Source organism: Pseudomonas sp. PGPR N4, assembly GCF_059693665.1.
The window spans coordinates 1-18,333 of sequence record NZ_JCAUKV010000008.1 but is presented as its reverse complement, the minus strand read 5'-3'; the positions used below and the strand labels follow the sequence as shown (position 1 = coordinate 18,333).

The window sequence follows — 18,333 nt, the reverse complement described above, 5'->3', positions numbered from 1 at the left end:
AGACCGACCATGAACAGCCAAAACCCTATCGATCCAACGCAAGCAACACTCGGCCAGGGCGCCTTGATCAGCCGCGAGCGCCTCTGGCAGTCGCTGATGGACCTCGCACGCCTCGGTGCCACCGCCAAGGGCGGCGTGTGCCGGCTCGCCCTGACCGACCTCGACCGCCAGGCGCGCGACCTGTTCGTGCAATGGTGCACCGAGGCGGGCTGCAGCGTCAGTGTCGATGCCATCGGCAATATCTTCGCCCGCCGTCCGGGGCGCAACCCGGACCTGGCGCCAGTGATGACCGGCAGCCATATCGACACCCAGCCCACCGGCGGCAAGTTCGACGGTTGCTACGGGGTGATGGCCGGGCTGGAGGTGATCCGCACCCTCAACGACCTCGGCCTGCAAACCGAAGCACCGCTGGAAGTGGTGGTGTGGACCAACGAAGAAGGCTCGCGCTTCCCGCCATGCATGATGGGTTCCGGGGTATTTGCCGGCAAGTTCGACCTCGACGAGACCCTGGCCAAGCGCGACGAGCAAGGCCTGTCAGTCGGCGCCGAGCTTACGCGCATCGGCTACGCCGGCCCGCGTGTGCCCACCGGCCATGCGGTCGGCGCCTACTTCGAGGCGCATATCGAACAAGGCCCGGTGCTGGAAGACCAGCGCACCACCATTGGCGTGGTGCAGGGTTGCCTCGGGCAGAAGTGGTTCGACCTGGTGTTGACCGGCGTCGAAGCCCACGCCGGGCCTACGCCGATGCACCTGCGCAAGGATGCACTGGTCGGCGCCGCCGATGTAGTCAGCGCGGTCAACCGCATTGCCCATGCCCATCAACCGCATGCCTGCGGCACGGTCGGCTGCCTGAGCCTGCATCCTGGCTCGCGCAACGTGATCCCCGGCCAGGTGCACATGACCATCGACCTGCGTCACCTCGACCCGCAGCAGCTCGATGCGATGGTCGCCGAGGTGCGCGCGGTGATCGAAGCCACCACGGCCAAGCATGGCCTGAGCTTCGAGCTGACGCCAACCGCTGACTTCCCGCCGCTGTATTTTGCCGAGCAGTGTGTCGACGCTGTGCGCCAGGGCGCAGTCGCGCTGGGCCTGAGCCATCTGGATATCGTCAGCGGCGCTGGCCACGATGCGATCTTCGTCGCCGAGCTGGGCCCGGCGGGGATGATCTTCGTGCCGTGCGAAGGCGGCATCAGCCACAACGAAATCGAAAACGCTGCGCCGCAGGACCTGGCCGATGGCTGTGATGTACTGCTGCGGGCAATGGTCCAGGCCGCCAATCAGGGAGCCCATTGAGATGACCGGCAAAACCGCTATAGGCGAGTTCACCGCCGTCGAGCTGCTCGACCTGTATCAACGGCGCCAGCTGTCTCCGCTCGAGGTGATCGATGACGTGCTGACCCGCATCGACCAGCACAACCCGGCCGTCAACGCCTACTGCCATGTCGATGCCGAAGGCGCCCGCGCCGCCGCCCGCGCCAGCGAGCAGCGCTGGCAGCGCGGCGAGCCCTGTGGCCGCCTGGATGGGCTGCCGACCTCGATCAAGGACCTGACCCTGACCCGTGGCATGCCCACCCGCAAGGGCTCGCTGACGTCTTCGGCAGCTGGGCCGTGGGACGTCGACGCACCGTTCAGCGGGTTCATGCGCGAAGCCGGCGCGGTGCTGCTGGGCAAGACCACCACGCCTGAGTTCGGCTGGAAGGGTGTCACCGACAACCCGCTGTATGGCATCACGCGCAACCCGTGGGATACGCGCCTGACTGCCGGCGGCTCATCGGGCGGTGCGGCGGCGGCAGCGGCGCTCAATCTCGGCGTGTTGCACCAGGGCAGCGATGCCGGCGGCTCGATCCGCATCCCCTGCGCGTTCACTGGCACCTTCGGCATCAAACCGACCTTTGGTTATGTGCCGCAGTGGCCGGCCAGTGCCATGACCATCCTCTCGCACCTGGGGCCGATGACGCGCACGGTCGACGATGCTGTGCTGATGCTCGACTGTGTGGCTCGCCCCGATCCGCGCGACGGTCTCGCCGGAGCACCGCGCCAGCGACCCTGGCTGGCCGCAGAGCAGGACTTGAGCGGGCTGCGCATCGGCTACAGCGCCGACTTCGGTTACGTCAGCGTCGACCCGCAGATTCAGGCTCTGACCGCTCAGGCAGTGCAGCGCCTGGCGCGATTAGGGGCGCAGGTCGAAGAAGTCGACCCAGGTTTTGCCGACCCGCTGGCAACCTTCAATACCCTGTGGTTCGCCGGCGCGGCGCGGCTGGCCAGCCAGTTGACGTCAGCCCAGCGCGAGCTGCTCGATCCGGGCCTGCGCTGGATTGCCGAGCAAGGCGCGGCCATCAGTCTCGAGCAGTACACCGCAGCGCTGGAAGCACGGGCTGAGCTGGTGGCGCGGATGAACGCCTTCCATCAGCGCTACGACGTGCTGGTGTCGCCAATGATGCCGCTGGTGGCGTTTGCCGCCGGGCACAACGTGCCGCCAGGGTCGGGATTGGAGCAGTGGATGGAGTGGACGCCGTTCAGCTACCCGTTCAACCTGACCCAACAACCGGCAGCCTCGGTGCCGTGTGGCTTCACCCGCGAAGGGCTGCCGGTGGGACTGCAGGTGGTGGCCGGGCGCTTCGCCGATGAGCAGGTGCTGCGGGTGTGCAAGGCGTACGAGCAGCATTACCCGACTCGCCATCTGCAGGCACCGGTTATCGGCTGAGGGGCGCCGGGGGCTGCTTTGCAGCCCCAAAATCTCAAGCCAGCCGCCCGGCCGGGGCATATGGGGTGGGATCAATGATCGGCTCAACGCCCGTCAGCAAATCTACAAACAGCTGGCACGAAGCCGGCGCCAGCACCAGGCCGTTGCGGTAATGCCCGCAGTTCAGCCACAGCCCGGCATGCCCCGGCACCGGGCCGATGTACGGCACACCCTCGGGTGAGCCTGGACGCAGACCGGCCCAGTGCGCCACCGGCGTGGCGTCAGCAAGCCCGGGCAACAGCTCAACGGCGGAGGCCTTGAGACTCTCCAGTGCCTGCTCGGTCGGGGTCTTGTCGTAGCCGGCATGCTCCAGCGTACTGCCGATCAGGATATGCCCGTCGCGCCGCGGGATCGCGTAGCGGCCCTTGGCCAGAACCATGCTCGGCAAAAAGTCTTCGGCGCACTTGTAGAGGATCATCTGGCCCTTGACCGGTTCGACCGGCAAGGTCAGGCCCAGCGTGGCCAACAGGTCACCACTCCAGGCGCCCGCGCTGAGCACCACGTCATCGGCTTCGAGCAGCCCATCGGCCGTGTGCACACCGCTGATACGCCCGTCTTGCTGGGCAAAGCCGGTGATCTGGCAGTGCTCGCGCAGAGTGACATTGGGCAGAGCCGCCAGCGCTGCTTTCAACGACTTAACCAGCCGTGGATTGCGCACATTGGCCACCCCAGCCATGAAGATCGCCCGTGTGAAGCCGGCGCCGAGGCCCGGCACGGCGTCATATGCCGCCGAGATATCCACAGCCGTCAACGGCCGCTGCTCACGCACCGCCCACGCCAGCGCCTCAGCTTCGTCCTCAAGGTCCAGCCAGTACAGGCCGGTGACGTGCACCTCGGGGTCGACGCCGGTGCTGGCGAACAGGCGCTCGCCCAGCTGTGGATAAAACGCCTGTGACCAATGCGCCAACGCCGTGACTGCCGGGCTGTAGCGCCACGGATACAGCGGCGAGACGATGCCGCCACCGGCCCACGACGACTCGCGGCCGACTTCGCCTTGATCACACACCACCACCCGCTCGACCTTTGCTGCCAGGTTGAGCGCAGTCAGCAGGCCGATCACGCCACCGCCGACAACCACTACTTGCTTGTTCATCTGTCGATCCAATACCTGAAAAAACCGAGCTACCCCGTCAACCGCTCCAGCAACCCGCAGCGTCCTGGCTGCCCGGGTTGCTACGCACACCCGCCTGATCGAGCTGATAGTCAGCGCACTGGTCCTGCGCCATCAAACCGGTCGGCAAGCGCTGCGCCTGCAGGCGGAAGCTGGCGTCATCGCGTTGCAACTGCAGGCGGTAATAGCGGCTATCGGCGGGCAAGCTCAATTGATGCTGGTCAGTGTCGCTGTACTGGCCGCTGCGCGCATGGTGGCGCTCCAGACGCAACGCAGCGTCGTGCAGCAGGCCGACCACTTCGCTGCGGGCGGCGCGGCGCAATTGTTCGTTGTAAGCGGGGTAGGCAATGGCTGCCAGAATGCCGCTGACGGCGACGACAATCAACAACTCGATCAGGCTCAGGCCTTGCTGCATGTCATGGCTCCTGCACTCTTTGCCGCCAGAGGATTCTTCGCAGTGCCTGCGACGGGTCTACGGGCTGCGCGTATACGGCTTCGAGCACACGCCGCGCGCGGGTTTGCTGGCTGACTGCGGTCACTCGGTAGAGGGTGGCCTGGGTGCCCACGGGCAGGTGCGCGGGCCGGTCGCTTTGGCCAAGGTTCTGCAGGTTGAACCAGCCCTGCCCGGCTCCCTGCCAGTCGCCACCAGCGGCGTTTACGTCATGGGAGTCGGCTGGCGGCGAGCAGGGCTGGCACTCGTTGGGTGGCGCCACGGCGAGCCGCGCTGCGCCCTCCAGCAAGACTGCCTCGGCCTGCTCCAGCGCTTGGCTGCTGGCCAGCAAAAGCCCGGCCATGCGTGTCTGCAGCGCTGCTTCGCGCAGGGCGGCGGCGGCGAGCAGACCGAGCAGCAGGCTCAATATGAGAGCGGTCAGCAGCACCATGCCGCGTTGGCGCTTCATTGTTCTGGCAGCCGATTGCGTAGAGCTACGCTGATGGCGTACTGCTGTTCGAGATCGTGCTGTGGGTCGAACAGGCTTAGTTGCAGGTCGACCCGCTGGCCCTGCGCGTTCGTTACCAAGTTAGCCTGCAGGCTGCGCACATTGTCGATCAAAGCCTGCGGCGAGCCTCGGCGCACCACCCGCAGGCTGCCATCGCGCAGCTCGTAGGTGATGCGGCTGACCGGCAAGGCCAGGGTCTGCTCGTCACCCTCGTGGGCGTCGGCCCGGACCTGAGCCCAACTGCGGCAATCACTCAACACCGTCCAGTCGGGCCGGCTACCGCTGCCGGGCAACTGCCCCACCAACAGACTCAGTTGTGCGCCACCCTGGTTGATTTGCACAGGCCTGGCAAAGGCGGCCGCTGCGTTGGGTGAGTCGAAGTCGCTGGCGTGCAAGCGCAAACAGCCGAACACACCGGTCATGCGGATATCCTGGGCGATCCGTTGCAGCGCCAGGCGGGCATCCTCTTGCTGCTGCGCCAGCGCGCCCTGCAAGCGCCAGGCTTGCACCGTAGCGACAAACACCTGGCTCGCTGCGGCCAGCAGCATCAAGCCCAAGGCCAGCGCGAGCAGCCCTTCGAGCAGGCTGAAACCCGCCTGACTGCCGTTCATGGCCAGCCCTGCAGGCTTACGCCCTGATGCTCCGGGTCACGCGCATCGGGCCAGTCGACGATGACCTTCAGCGATGACCCTGAACTTCGCACCCAGCCCTCGGCCTGCGCGCCAAGGGCCAGCCTTACCTGCGCCTGCCATTGCCCTGAATCCTCCACTGACCCGCCCGCCCTCGCCTGCTCCAGCAGGCTCTGGGCGAGATAGGTGGCCTGGCTGTGCTGCCGAGCGCTGGCGGTAGCCTGCAATGCCTTGACCTGTAAAGCCGCTGCCGCAAACAGGCCAAGCGCCAGCACCAGCATGCCCAGCACGACCTCGAGCAGCGTGATGCCCTGCTGTCCTTTGCGCATCTATGCGCTCCTTGGGAAATTTCCCGCAATGTGCCAGCCAAGTGGCCGACTGGACCTCATGTCCGCCGTGTCTGAAGCTACAGCGAAGCACTTCCAGGGAGGAATGCACGGTGTGGCAACACGGGGCAACACTGATACAAATGATGTTGGCGCTCGCGCTGGTCGCGGTTCTGGCGCAGCTGGCGACGCCGTCCTACACCGCGCTCAGCCAGGACTTGCAACGGGCGGCAGCGGCGCAACAGCTGCTCCAGGCCTTTCGCTCGGCACGTAGCCAGGCCTTGTTGCAGCAGCAGGCCGTGCGGGTCGAGCCATTGGAGGCAGGCTGGGGAGTGGGTTGGCGCGTGGTGGACGCGGATAGCGGGCTGTTACTGGCTGAGCAACGTTTACCGCAGCGGGTACGGATCGTTGGCAACTTGGCTGACGGTGTGCGCTTCAGCGCACAGGGCGTACCGTTGCGCGGTAACGGCGGGTTTCACGGCGGGAGTTTGCAGATATGCCCACACGCAGAAGGCGGGCAACCACGCCAGATCGTCCTGGCGCCCAGCGGCAGGGTGCGCCTGCGCACGGACATGGCCGTTGAGCCATTGTGCGCAGGCCCCTGAGGGGTGGCTCAGAGCAGCGAGCGCACCCGCAGTTCCTTGGGCATCGAGAAGGTCACGTTCTCCGGGCGCCCGTCGAGCTCTTCGGCACCGGTTGCGCCCCAGGCCGTGAGCTGCTCAAGCACCCCGCGCACCAGCACTTCAGGTGCCGAAGCACCGGCAGTGACACCCACCCGGCCAATGCCATCGAACCAGCTTTGCTGCAGGTCCTCGGCGCCGTCGATCAGGTACGCCGGAGTGCCCATACGCTCGGCCAGCTCGCGCAGGCGGTTGGAGTTGGAGCTGTTCGGGCTGCCGACCACCAGCACCACATCGCACTCATCAGCCAATTGCTTGACCGCGTCCTGGCGGTTCTGAGTGGCGTAGCAGATATCGTCCTTGCGCGGCCCGCCGATGTTGGGGAAGCGCGCGCGCAGGGCGTCGATAACCCGGCTGGTGTCGTCCATCGACAAGGTGGTCTGGGTAACGAAGGCCAGGTGATCAGGGTCGCGCACCTGCAGACTGGCCACATCTTTCTCGCCTTCGACGAGATAGATGGAGCCACCGTTGCTGGCGTCGTACTGACCCATGGTGCCTTCGACTTCCGGGTGGCCGGCGTGGCCGATCAGGATGCACTCACGGCCATCGCGGCTGTACTTGGCCACCTCGATGTGGACCTTGGTCACCAGCGGGCAGGTGGCGTCGAACACCTTCAGGCCACGGCCTGCGGCCTCCTGGCGCACAGCCTGGGAGACGCCGTGGGCGCTGAAGATGACGATGACGTCGTCCGGCACCTGGTCGAGTTCTTCAACGAAGATCGCGCCACGGTTGCGCAGGTCTTCGACCACGAACTTGTTGTGCACCACTTCGTGACGCACGTAGATCGGCGGGCCGAACACTTCCAGGGCACGGTTGACGATCTCGATCGCCCGGTCGACCCCCGCACAAAAGCCGCGAGGGTTGGCGAGTTTGATTTGCATGCTCGGCTCCAGGCTTACAAGGCCTTCACCGCGAGGATCTCCACCTCGAAGCTCAGGGTCTTGCCAGCCAATGGGTGGTTGAAGTCGATCGTCACCTGGTGCTCGTCAAAGGCTTTGACCACTCCAGGCAGCTCGGCGTTGGCTGCATCATTGAAGATCACCAGCAACCCTTCGGACAGCTCCATGTCAGCGAACTGCGAACGCGGCATGATCTGCACGTTCTGCGGGTTCGGCTGGCCGAAGGCGTTTTCCGGGGGCACGCTGACCGTGCGCTTGTCGCCGGCCTTGAAGCCGAACAATGCGGCTTCAAAACCCGGCAGCAGGTTGCCATCGCCAACCTTGAACACGGCCGGAGCCTTGTCGAAAGTGCTGTCGACGGTGTCGCCGTTTTCCAGGTGCAGGGCGAAGTGCAGAGTGACTTCGCTGTTCTGGCCGATACGGGTCTCAGTCATGCGCAGGCTCCTCGGACTTCTTGCTCTTGAACATATCCAGCGCCAGCATGATCGCGCCAACGGTAATGGCACTGTCGGCAACGTTGAATGCCGGGAAGTAATGCGTATTCTTCCAGTGGACCAGGATGAAATCGACCACATGACCGAGCACGACACGGTCGTACAGGTTGCCCAGCGCGCCGCCGAGTACCAGCGCCAGGGCAACTGCCAGCCAGGTTTCGCTGCGACCAAGGCGCTTGAGCCAGACTACCAGCACCGCGCTGACCACGATCGCGATCAGGGCAAACAGCCAGCGCTGCCAGCCAGCGCCGTCGGCCAGGAAGCTGAACGCAGCGCCGGTGTTGTAGGCCAGGGTCCAGCTGAAGTAGTCAGGGATGACCACGATCTGCTGGTACATGCTCAGGTTGCTGTTGAAGTACAGCTTGGTCACCTGGTCGACCACCACGATCAGCAGGCTCAACCACAGCCAGGCGAGGCGCCCGAAGCGCCCCACTGCAGGATTAGGCATAGTGACGCACCTCGCCCGCACCGCTCAGGTTGTCGACGCAGCGTGCGCAGATTTCCGGATGCTCGGGATTGGCACCGACATCGGCGCGGAAGTGCCAGCAACGGCCACACTTGGCGTGACCGGACTTGACCACTTTCAGCTTGAGGCCTTCGACTTCGGTGGCCACGGCATCGGCCGGCGCCTGCACGAACGGCACCACGCTCGCGGCCGAGGTGATCAGCACGAAGCGCAGTTCGTCGCCAAGCTTGGCCAGGTCGGCGCTCAGGCTTTCTTCGGCAAACAGGGTCACTTCGGCTTGCAGGTTGCCACCGATGGCCTTGGCCGCACGCTGGTTTTCCAGTTCCTTGTTGACCGCTGCCTTGACCGCCATGACCCGCTCCCAATAGGCGCGGTCCAGCTCGAAGCCTTCTGGCAGTTCGGTCAGGCCTTGGTACCAGGTGTTGAGCATCACCGACTCGTTGCGCTCGCCTGGCAGGTACTGCCACAGCTCGTCGGCGGTGAACGCCAGGATCGGCGCGATCCAGCGCACCAGCGCTTCGCTGATGTGGTACAGCGCGGTCTGGCACGAACGCCGGGCAACACTGTTGGCGCCGGTGGTGTACTGGCGGTCCTTGATGATGTCGAGGTAGAACCCGCCCAGCTCCTGCACACAGAAATTGTGCACCTTGGAGTAGACGTTCCAGAAGCGGTACTCGCTGTAGTGCTCCTCCAGCTCGCGTTGCAGCAGCAGCGCGCGGTCGACGGCCCAGCGGTCCAGCGCAAGCATGTCTTCGGCCGGCAGCAGGTCGCGGGCCGGATCGAAGCCGGACAGGTTCGACAGCAGGAAGCGCGCGGTATTGCGGATGCGTCGGTAGGCGTCGGCGCTACGCTGGAGGATCTGGTCGGAGACGGCCATTTCACCGGAATAGTCGGTGGCCGAAACCCACAGGCGCATGATGTCGGCGCCGAGGGTGTCGTTGACCTTCTGCGGCTCGATGGTGTTACCCAGCGACTTGGACATCTTGCGGCCGTTCTCATCGACGGTGAAGCCGTGGGTGAGCAGCTCGCGGTAAGGCGCATGGTTGTCGATCGCGCAGCCGGTCAGCAGCGACGAGTGGAACCAGCCGCGGTGCTGGTCGGAGCCTTCCAGGTACAGGTCGGCGCGCGGGCCGGTGGCGTGACCGATGTCATGCGAGCCACGCAGTACGTGCCAGTGGGTAGTACCGGAGTCGAACCAGACATCGAGGGTGTCGGTGATCTTGTCGTACTGGCCGGCTTCGTCACCGAGCAGTTCGGCGGCGTCGAGCTTGAACCAGGCTTCGATGCCCTCTTGTTCAACGCGCTTGGCGACCTCTTCCATCAGCTCGACTGTACGCGGGTGCAGCTCGCCGCTCTGCTTGTCGAGGAAGAACGGGATCGGCACACCCCAGTTGCGCTGACGCGAGATGCACCAGTCAGGGCGGTTGGCGATCATCGAGTGCAGGCGCGCCTGGCCCCAGGCCGGCACGAACTTGGTTTCTTCGATGGCTTTGAGCGCACGCTCACGCAGGGTGTCGCCGCTGGCCGGTTCGCGGTCCATACCGATGAACCACTGCGCGGTGGCGCGGTAGATCAGCGGGCTCTTGTGGCGCCAGCAGTGCATGTAGCTGTGGCTGATGGTTTCGGTGTGCAGCAGCGCACCAACTTCCTGCAGCTTGTCGACGATGGCTGGGTTGGCCTTCCAGATGAACTGGCCGCCAAACAGCTCGAGCGATGGCACGTAGACGCCGTTGCTCTGCACCGGGGTGAGGATTTCGTCGTTGACCATGCCATAGCGCTTGCAGGTCACGAAGTCGTCTTCGCCGTAGGCAGGTGCCGAGTGGACAACACCGGTACCGGCGCCCAGCTCGACGTATTCAGCCAGGTAGACAGGCGACATACGCTCGTAGAACGGGTGACGGAAGTTGATCAGTTCCAGCGCCGAACCTGGCGCGGTGGCGATGACCGAGCCTTGCAGGTCCCAGCGCTTGAGGCAGGCTTCGACCAGCTCTTCGGCCAGTACCAGCAGACGCTCGCCGGTGTCGACCAGGGCGTAGGTGAACTCCGGGTGGACGTTCAGCGCCTGGTTGGCGGGAATGGTCCACGGCGTGGTGGTCCAGATGACGATGGCGGCAGGCTTGGCCAGCGCGGCCAGGCCAAAGGCGCTGGCCAGCTTGTCGGCATCGGCGATAGGGAAGGCGACGTCGATGGTCGAGGACTTCTTGTCGGCGTATTCGACTTCAGCTTCAGCCAGGGCCGAGCCGCAGTCGAAGCACCAGTTCACAGGCTTGAGGCCCTTGAACACGAAGCCTTGCTTGACGATTTCGGCCAGCGCGCGGATTTCGCCCGCTTCGTTGGCGAAGTTCATGGTCTTGTAGGGGTTGTCCCAGTCACCCAGCACACCCAGGCGGATGAACTCGGTCTTCTGCCCTTCGATCTGCTCGGCGGCATAGGCACGGCACAGCTCACGAGTCTGGTCCGGGCTCAGGTGCTTGCCATGGGTGACCTCGACCTTGTGCTCGATCGGCAGGCCGTGGCAGTCCCAACCCGGGACGTACGGCGCGTCGAAACCGGAGAGGGTCTTGGAGCGGACAATCATGTCCTTGAGAATCTTGTTCAGCGCATGACCGATGTGGATCTTGCCGTTGGCGTAGGGCGGGCCATCGTGCAGGACGAACTTGGGACGATCCTTGCCAATTTCGCGAAGCTTCTGGTACAGGCCAATGCTGTCCCAGCGCTGCAGGATCTGCGGTTCGCGCTGGGGCAGGCCGGCCTTCATCGGGAAGGCGGTGTCCGGAAGATTAAGCGTGGCTTTGTAGTCGGTCATTTCAGGCTCTTGGTTAGCGGTTGAGCGTGCCAGTGGGCACGTGCGGCGGCGATGTCCGCGTCGATCGCCGACTTCAGCGCCTCCAGGGAGGCGAATCGCTGCTCTTCGCGCAGCTTTTGGTGGAACTCCACCGTCAGACGCCGGCCATACAGGTCGCCGGCAAAATCAAGAAGATGAATCTCCAGGTGAGGACGACCATCACCAGCAACGGTGGGTCGTACCCCGATATTGGCAACACCCGGCCAGCGCTTGCCGTCGATCTCGGCGCTGGTCAGGTAGACCCCGCTGAGTGGGATGCGGCGGCGCTTGAGCTGGATGTTGGCGGTCGGCGTGCCGAGCTGACGAGCCAGCTTCTGGCCGTGCAGGACGCGCCCGGTGATGGTGTACGGGCGGCCCAGCAGGTGTGCGGCCAGGGCAAAGTCAGCATTGGCCAGGGCGGTACGCACCTTGGTGCTGCTGACCCTCAAGCCGTCCTGCACGACCGTGTTGGCGGCCTCGACGGTAAAGCCGTACCTTTTGCCGGCCTCGACCAGAAAATCAAAGTCGCCGGCACGGTCGCAGCCAAAGCGGAAGTCGTCACCGACCTCCAGGTGGCGCACGCCGAGGCCATCGACCACGATCGTCTTGACGAATTCATCGGCGCTGAGCTGGCTCAGGCGCTGGTTGAAGGCCAGGCACAGGACCAGGTCGATGCCTTCGGCGGCCAGCAGCTGCACTTTGTCACGCAGCCGCGCCAGGCGTGCCGGCGCAGTCTCGGGGGCAAAGTACTCGCGCGGCTGTGGCTCGAAGATCACCACGCAGGTGGGCAGGCCTAACTCCCGGGCGCGGTCGCGCAGGCGCGCCAGGATTGCCTGGTGGCCACGGTGAACCCCGTCGAAGTTGCCAATGGTGGCGACACACCCCCGGTGCTCGGGGCGCAGGTTGTGAAGACCTCGAACCAGCTGCATAACGCGCTTCTTGCTCATAAAGTGGTCGATTATAACCACACCCGGGCGCTGGTGACAGGCAGCAGCGCCCTGGGGTGGCGACTAATGTGTAAAACCGACGCCTGGCCGCCTGGCACCTTAATGCAAGGCATTGCGGGCAAACTGCCGAGGACGCAAGCCGCAGGCGAACAGGCAACCGAAATAGGTCACGACGCCGGCACCGATCAGGGCACCCAGGCGCAGGAAGCGCTCGAGCATGCCGCCCTCTTCCCAGGCTGGCATGTAATGCATGCCCAGCAGCAACACGGCCGACATCAGGCTGACCGCGAGGATCAGCTTGAGCAGGAACCGCGCCCAGCCTGGTTGCGGCTGGAACAGGTCCTGGCGGCGCAGGCGCCAGTACAGCAAGCCGGCGTTGAGGCAGGCGCCGATGCTGATGGCCAGGGCCAGCCCGGCATGGGCCAGCGGGCCGACCAGCACCAGGTTGAGCAGCTGGGTCGAGATCAGGGTGAAGATCGCGATCTTTACCGGCGTGCGGATGTTCTGCTGCGCATAGAAGCCCGGCGCAAGCACCTTGATCAGGATGATCGCCAGCAGGCCGACCGAGTAGGCGATCAAGGCGCGCTGGGTCATGGCCGCGTCGAATGCGCTGAACTTGCCGTACTGGAACAGCGACACGGTCAACGGCTCGGCCAGAATTGCCAGGGCCAGGGTACACGGCAGTACCAGCAGGAAGCACAGGCGCAGGCCCCAGTCGAGAATCCGCGAGTACTCGTGGCGGTCGCGATTGGCGTAGGTCTTGGCCAGGGTCGGCAACAGGATAGTGCCGAGCGCTACCCCGAGCACGCCTGAGGGCAGCTCCATCAGGCGGTCGGCGTAGTACATCCACGACACCGATCCGGCCACCAGAAAGGAAGCGAAGATGGTGTTGATGATCAGCGAGATCTGGCTGACCGACACGCCGAGAATCGCCGGCAGCATCTGCTTGAGCACCCGCCATACACCGCTGTCGCGCAGGTTCAGGCGCGGCAGCACGAGCATGCCGATCTTCTTCAATGCCGGCAGCTGATACAGCAACTGCGCCAGGCCGCCCGCCAACACACCCCAGGCCAGGGCCATGATCGGCTGCTCGAAGTACGGCGTCAGCAGCAGGGCGAAGGCGATCATCGCCACGTTGAGCAGGGTCGGGGTGAACGCCGGTACCGCAAAGCGGTTCCAGGTATTGAGGATCGCCCCTGCCAGCGATGACAGCGAGATCAGCAATATATAAGGGAAGGTCACCCGCAGCAGGTCGGTGGTGAGGGCGAAGCGCTCGGCGTCGGCGGCAAAGCCCGGCGCCGTGACCCACACGATCCACGGCGCGGCGAAGATGCCCAGCGCAGTAACAACGGCCAGTACCAGAGTCAACAAGCCACTGACGTAGGCAATAAAGGTGCGCGTCGCCTCTTCACCCTGTTGGGTCTTGTACTCGGCCAGGATCGGCACGAAGGCCTGCGAGAATGCGCCCTCAGCGAAGATACGCCGCAGCAGGTTGGGCAGTTTGAAGGCGATGAAGAACGCATCGGTTGCCGCGCCGGCACCGAATACGCGCGCCAGGATGGTGTCGCGGACAAAGCCCAGCACCCGTGAAATCATGGTGATGGAGCTGACTGCAGCCAGGGATTTGAGCAGGTTCATCGAAAAATTTTCACGCTGGGGACGGAGGACGCTACTAAAGCCGCCAAGATGTGCGATACTCCCGCGCCTTCGCAGGGGAGCCAAAATTCCCGAGTTTACAGGTCGCGGCGCAGAAAGGAATATTTCCCTCTCGCGGACCCACCACTCGGCGGAACCTTGCAGGTGGCCTTGACATCTGTCGTACGCATCGGCATGATTCGCGGCCTATTTTGTTTGCTATTTCCCTAAAGTCTTTCAAGGAGCTCGACGGTGGCCAACTCACCTTCCGCCAAGAAACGCGCAAAACAGGCTGAGAAGCGTCGCAGCCACAACGCCAGCCTGCGTTCCATGGTTCGTACCTACATCAAGAATGTAGTTAAAGCCATTGACGCAAAAGACGCCGAAAAAGCGCAAGCCGCTTACACCCTGGCTGTGCCTGTCCTCGACCGTATGGCCGACAAAGGTATCATCCACAAGAACAAGGCTGCTCGCCATAAAGGCCGTCTGAATGGCCACATCAAGGCGCTGAAAGAAACTGCAGCTGCCTAAGCGACGCGCTTGTTAAAAACCGACCCTAGGGTCGGTTTTTTATTGCCTGCGATTTATCCCCGCCTGGATGCGACCCCTGTAGGAGCGGCCTTGTGTCGCGAAAGGGGCGCGCAGCGGCCCCGCGATTTAGGCAAGGCCGCAGAACTGCTGGGGGCGCTGCGCACCCCTTTCGCGACACAGGCCGCTGCTGCAAGATCTGCAGCGCAGCCGTATTGCTTACTTGCCCAACTGTATCTTCGGCGCCCACTGCAGCCACACGTCATCAGGCTTGTCGAACAAGGCAAAGGTCTGCTTCGGTCGTGCCGGGTTACCCATCTGCTCGCCCTCTGGCGTGGCAAAGGCAATGCCGCCGTCGATCAGCGTTTCCAGCGACTCGGTACGCACCGTTGCCCCCTTGAACAAGCCCCAGTCGAAGCCAAAGCCGCTGCTGTTCCAGAACCGGCTGCCACCGCGCACCAGCCCGGCATAGCGCGGTTCGATGAGGATGTGGATCAGCACTCGATCAGCGTTCTGTCCCAATTCAAAGCCAGTGACCTTGCCCACCGCCACCTCGCGGTAGGTGACCGGCACGCCCGGCTTGATCGAGCCACGTCGCGGAGCACTCAGGGTAATCGGCAAGCCGATCTCCTGACCTTTCACCTCTGGCGCCTCCGCCAGAGCGATGAAGTCACGCTGTGAGCCTTGGCTCCTGGCGGCTGGCTGCACCTCGATGTACTGCCCACCGATCAGCGTATCGAGGTTCTCGGTCTTGACCAGCCCCAATGCTGGCTTGACCACCCAGAACTGCGTACCGACACGGGTGATGCGGTCGGCAGCTTCGTTGATGCGCGCACGCAGCAGTACCGCCTGCAGATCGTCGGTCAGGTCGGTACTCTCGATACTGCCCACCTCCAGGCCGCGGAAGCGGATCGGCGTGCCCGGCTTGAGGCCATCAGCGCGCTCGACACGGATGGTGATCAGGGTACCGGCGCGATTGGCTGCCTCTTCGCTCTCATGCAGACGGAAGCGCGGGATATGACGCTTGAGCGGTACATCCGGCTTCGGCGTATCGAAGGCAATGCCGCCCGCCATCAGGGTCTGCAATGACTCGCTCTTGACCTTGATCCCGGACAGGCCGCCGGTCAGGGTGATACCACTGGCATTCCAGAAGCGCGTTGAGCCGTTGACCAGATTGGCGTACTCCTTCTCGATGTGCACGCCGATCAGGATACGTTTGCTGTTGCGGGCAAACTGATAGCTCTGCACGTTGCCGACCTTGACCTGGCGATACATCACCGGGCTGCCGACCTCGAGCGAGCCGAGGCTGTCGGCAAACAGCACCATATGCAGCCCTGGCGACTTCAGATCGAGCGGCGGCGCCTTGGCCCGTGCTTCGAACTCGCGCTGCGGCCGTGCGCCCTTGTCACCTGGACGGATGGCAATGTAGTTGCCCTTCACCAGCGCCTCCAGGCCAGTGATGCCCGCCAGGGAAATGGACGGCTTGACCACCCAGAATTGCGTGCCCTCGACCAGATAATCCTCGGCCAGAGGATCAAGGGTCAGTTCGGCTGAGGCACTGGCCAGGTCGTCTTCGATCTTCAGGGTCTTCAGCGAGCCGATCTGAATGCCTTTGTACAATACTGGCGTACGCCCTGCCTGCAGGCCTTCAAAATCAGTCAGTTTGACCTTGATGCGGATACCCGCCTGGGCAGCGTCAAAGTCTTCATAGAGGCGGAATGGCAGGCTTGGATCAGTCGGCGGACTGTCCTTGCGGTGCTCAGGGGTAGCAAAGGCAATACCACCGGCAACGATGCTGCTGAGCGACTCACTGCGCACCTTGACCCCGGACAGGTCAGCATCGATGCTGATGCCGCTGGCATTCCAGAAGCGAGTATGTTTGCGCACCAGGCTGGCGTAGGCGGGCTGGATGAACACCTTGACCTCAACGGTGCCCTGATCCTCTGACAGCTTGTAGCTCTTCACCCGACCGACCTGGATCTGCTTGTAGAACACCGGGCTGTCGCGATTGAGCGAGCCAAGTCGATCGGCCTTGAGGGTCAGGTGCAGGCCGGGCTCGGAGTCAGACAGCGGCGGCGCCGAGGCCAGCGCCTTGAAGCTTTTGGTCGGCTCGCCTTTGCCCGGGTCGACGGCAATATAGTTACCCGATACCAGTGTCTCCAGGCCGGAGATGCCCGCCAGGGTAACGCTCGGCTTGACCAGCCAGAAGCGCGTGCCGGTGGTCAGCTGGGTGTCTGCCGCCTTGTTCATCTCGATGGTGGCGATCACCCCGGTGTTGCTGCCGGTGGCATCCAGCTCCAGTTCGGTAACCTTGCCGACTGGCATACCCTTGTAGATCACCTCGGTCTTGTTGGCGACGATCCCTTCACCAGTCTTGAAGCGCACCTGGATCTCCACCCCGGCAGAACGGTAGGCCTGAATGCCCAGCCAGCCGCCGATGATCAACGCGATCAGGGGCAGGATCCAGATGGCCGACCAGTTCGAGGCAGGTCGGGTTTTTGCCGTAGGCACGTCACTCATGGTCGTCATCCGACTCCGTGTTATCCCAGATCAGTCGGGGATCGAAAGTTAAGGCAGCAAACATCGTCAGGATCACCACGCAGGCGAAAGCGATGGCGCCCAGATTAGCTTCGACGCTGGCGATCCGGCCAAAATTGACCACCGCCACCAAAATGGCAATGACAAAGATGTCGAGCATCGACCAGCGCCCGATGAATTCGATAAAGCGGTACATCCAGATGCGCTGCCGGGCCGACAGCGGCTGATGTCTTTGCACCGAGTACAGCAGCAGGCCGATGCCGACCAACTTGAAGGTCGGCACCAGGATACTGGCAATGAACACCACGGCTGCGATAGGCAACATGCCGTGGTGCATCAGCGTGATGACCCCGGACATGATCGTGTCGGGGCTGCCCTTGCCCAGCGAGCTGACCGTCATGATCGGCAATAGGTTCGCTGGGATATACAGGATGAACGCAGTGATCAGCAGTGCCCAGGTGCGCACGATGCTGTTAGGCCGTCGAGGGTGGAGGATGGCACCGCAGCGGATACAGGTCTGCCCAGCGTCATCGCCTTCCTGACGGTTCAGCTCGTGGCATTCATTGCACACCAGAATCCCGGCATCAATCGCCCGCATGCAGATCCTCCCCGGACAACGCCACCCAGATCTGATGCGGCGACATCACCACTTCCAACCAGACTTGCACCAGCAGCAGGCTGATGAAGCAGAACAGGCCAATACCGATATTCAGTTGGGCAAGGTCGAGCAGCTTGACCATGGCCACCAGCACGCCCATGAAGTACACCTCGAGCATGCCCCACTCGCGCAGGTGGTGGTACATCCGGTAGATCAGCAAGCCGTAGCTGCGCCCGATGTCCAGACGGATGCTCAGCAGTACTGCCAGTTGACACAGCAGCTTGAGCAAGGGGATGGCCATGCTGCAGAGAAACACCACCACGGCGATCAGGTGCATTTGTGAGTTGTACAAGCCAAGCACACCGCTCCAGACGGTATCGTCGGAGGTCTGCCCGAGCAGGTGCAGCTGCATGATCGGCAAGAAGTTGGCGGGTATATAAAGCAGCAGCGCAGCCAGCACCAACGCCAGGCTGCGATTGACCACGTTATGGCGGTGAGCGTACAGCTCGTAGCCGCAACGTGGGCACAGCGCCTTCTCATTGTGCTGCAGGGGCGGCTTGCGCAGCAGCAGGTCACACTCATGGCAGGCGATGAGGTCGTCCAGCGGCAGATTGGCCAGCACTTCGGGGTCGGCAGGGTTGGGCATATGGGCGTCTGAGTGGAAGCGTGGGCTCTATTCTAGTGTTCTGGCTCGCATTGTGGGAGACGCGTGGCCGCCCTGATGCGAGACATAAGCATACTGGCACTTCGTTATGAGCGCTGGATGGGGTAAAAGTGCCGGGAATGGTAGCTGGAGCGACAATTTTAGGCTGCGCAGCAGCTCTGGATCTTATGGATCGCGGAAAAGACAAAACCCCTACCTGCTTGCGCAGATAGGGGTTTTGCGAAATGAATCTTGACGATGACCTACTCTCACATGGGGAGACCCCACACTACCATCGGCGATGCATCGTTTCACTACTGAGTTCGGGATGGGA

General features: G+C 63.6%; 18 protein-coding genes and 1 rRNA gene. 4 read left to right on the top strand and 15 right to left on the bottom strand.

Annotated features, from left to right (window positions below):
- Positions 1–9 precede the first annotated feature (9 nt).
- Together AC58X1_RS23285 and AC58X1_RS23280 are read left to right on the top strand one after the other, a co-directional pair.
- A complete protein-coding gene (locus AC58X1_RS23285) occupies positions 10–1,293 on the top strand; it encodes a Zn-dependent hydrolase (protein WP_259407013.1) in 1,284 nt (427 codons plus the stop codon).
- Position 1,294: 1 nt separating this feature from the next.
- The gene (locus tag AC58X1_RS23280; RefSeq protein WP_150569973.1) at positions 1,295–2,704 is read left to right on the top strand and encodes an amidase; all 1,410 of its coding nucleotides are present in this window, start codon (positions 1,295–1,297) and stop codon (positions 2,702–2,704) included.
- Between the two features lie 34 nt (positions 2,705–2,738).
- Here the strand turns inward: AC58X1_RS23280 and thiO are convergent, their stop codons facing one another.
- The 5 genes from thiO to pilV are packed head-to-tail and all read right to left on the bottom strand — an operon-like array spanning position 2,739 to position 5,750.
- Positions 2,739–3,836 carry a glycine oxidase ThiO gene (thiO, locus tag AC58X1_RS23275; RefSeq protein ID WP_150572770.1) on the bottom strand — a complete coding sequence of 366 codons (1,098 nt, stop codon included), beginning with the start codon at positions 3,834–3,836 and terminating at the stop codon, positions 2,739–2,741.
- Positions 3,837–3,873: 37 nt separating this feature from the next.
- Entirely contained in the window at positions 3,874–4,269 is a 396-nt protein-coding gene (locus AC58X1_RS23270; protein WP_101316213.1) for a type IV pilin protein, read from the bottom strand.
- A gap of 1 nt (position 4,270) precedes the next feature.
- Positions 4,271–4,753, bottom strand: a complete 483-nt coding sequence (locus tag AC58X1_RS23265; RefSeq protein WP_497429537.1) for a hypothetical protein — start codon at positions 4,751–4,753, stop codon at positions 4,271–4,273.
- Positions 4,750–5,403 (bottom strand): PilW family protein, encoded by a 654-nt coding sequence (locus AC58X1_RS23260; RefSeq protein WP_150572768.1) that lies wholly within the window; start codon positions 5,401–5,403, stop codon positions 4,750–4,752. The genes AC58X1_RS23265 and AC58X1_RS23260 overlap by 4 nt, the downstream gene beginning before the upstream one ends.
- The gene (gene pilV, locus AC58X1_RS23255; protein ID WP_157831727.1) at positions 5,400–5,750 is read right to left on the bottom strand and encodes a type IV pilus modification protein PilV; all 351 of its coding nucleotides are present in this window, start codon (positions 5,748–5,750) and stop codon (positions 5,400–5,402) included. The genes AC58X1_RS23260 and pilV overlap by 4 nt, the downstream gene beginning before the upstream one ends.
- Positions 5,751–5,893: 143 nt before the next feature.
- On the opposite strand from pilV, the gene AC58X1_RS23250 reads away from it, so the two are divergent.
- The gene (locus AC58X1_RS23250; protein ID WP_224786408.1) at positions 5,894–6,352 is read left to right on the top strand and encodes a GspH/FimT family protein; all 459 of its coding nucleotides are present in this window, start codon (positions 5,894–5,896) and stop codon (positions 6,350–6,352) included.
- Positions 6,353–6,360: 8 nt separating this feature from the next.
- Here the strand turns inward: AC58X1_RS23250 and ispH are convergent, their stop codons facing one another.
- The 6 genes from ispH to murJ all read right to left on the bottom strand — a co-directional run bounded on the left by ispH (position 6,361) and on the right by murJ (position 13,695).
- Positions 6,361–7,308 (bottom strand): 4-hydroxy-3-methylbut-2-enyl diphosphate reductase, encoded by a 948-nt coding sequence (gene ispH / locus AC58X1_RS23245; RefSeq protein ID WP_497429536.1) that lies wholly within the window; start codon positions 7,306–7,308, stop codon positions 6,361–6,363.
- A gap of 14 nt (positions 7,309–7,322) precedes the next feature.
- Positions 7,323–7,760, bottom strand: coding sequence for an FKBP-type peptidyl-prolyl cis-trans isomerase (gene fkpB / locus AC58X1_RS23240; RefSeq protein WP_103435954.1), 438 nt, complete (start codon positions 7,758–7,760; stop codon positions 7,323–7,325).
- Positions 7,753–8,268 carry a signal peptidase II gene (gene lspA / locus AC58X1_RS23235; protein WP_103435953.1) on the bottom strand — a complete coding sequence of 172 codons (516 nt, stop codon included), beginning with the start codon at positions 8,266–8,268 and terminating at the stop codon, positions 7,753–7,755. The genes fkpB and lspA overlap by 8 nt, the downstream gene beginning before the upstream one ends.
- Entirely contained in the window at positions 8,261–11,092 is a 2,832-nt protein-coding gene (ileS, locus tag AC58X1_RS23230; RefSeq protein WP_150569967.1) for an isoleucine--tRNA ligase, read from the bottom strand. The genes lspA and ileS overlap by 8 nt, the downstream gene beginning before the upstream one ends.
- Complete coding sequence (gene ribF / locus AC58X1_RS23225) at positions 11,089–12,039, bottom strand: bifunctional riboflavin kinase/FAD synthetase (protein WP_220633027.1); 951 nt, start codon at positions 12,037–12,039, stop codon at positions 11,089–11,091. The genes ileS and ribF overlap by 4 nt, the downstream gene beginning before the upstream one ends.
- A 117-nt stretch (positions 12,040–12,156) precedes the next feature.
- Complete coding sequence (gene murJ, locus AC58X1_RS23220) at positions 12,157–13,695, bottom strand: murein biosynthesis integral membrane protein MurJ (RefSeq protein ID WP_101316193.1); 1,539 nt, start codon at positions 13,693–13,695, stop codon at positions 12,157–12,159.
- A gap of 249 nt (positions 13,696–13,944) precedes the next feature.
- Between murJ and rpsT the strand changes: the two genes are divergently transcribed.
- Positions 13,945–14,223: a 30S ribosomal protein S20 gene (gene rpsT, locus AC58X1_RS23215; RefSeq protein ID WP_101316189.1), complete on the top strand. Its 279-nt coding sequence runs from the start codon at positions 13,945–13,947 to the stop codon at positions 14,221–14,223.
- A gap of 216 nt (positions 14,224–14,439) precedes the next feature.
- On the opposite strand, the gene AC58X1_RS23210 is transcribed toward rpsT, so the two are convergent.
- The 4 genes from AC58X1_RS23210 to rrf all read right to left on the bottom strand — a co-directional run.
- Positions 14,440–16,740 carry a PqiB family protein gene (locus tag AC58X1_RS23210; protein WP_497429535.1) on the bottom strand — a complete coding sequence of 767 codons (2,301 nt, stop codon included), beginning with the start codon at positions 16,738–16,740 and terminating at the stop codon, positions 14,440–14,442.
- Positions 16,733–17,356 carry a paraquat-inducible protein A gene (locus tag AC58X1_RS23205; RefSeq protein WP_497429534.1) on the bottom strand — a complete coding sequence of 208 codons (624 nt, stop codon included), beginning with the start codon at positions 17,354–17,356 and terminating at the stop codon, positions 16,733–16,735. The genes AC58X1_RS23210 and AC58X1_RS23205 overlap by 8 nt, the downstream gene beginning before the upstream one ends.
- Positions 17,343–18,002: a paraquat-inducible protein A gene (locus tag AC58X1_RS23200; RefSeq protein WP_497429533.1), complete on the bottom strand. Its 660-nt coding sequence runs from the start codon at positions 18,000–18,002 to the stop codon at positions 17,343–17,345. The genes AC58X1_RS23205 and AC58X1_RS23200 overlap by 14 nt, the downstream gene beginning before the upstream one ends.
- Positions 18,003–18,249: 247 nt before the next feature.
- Positions 18,250–18,333, bottom strand: a 5S ribosomal RNA gene (rrf, locus tag AC58X1_RS23195); the annotation flags it as partial.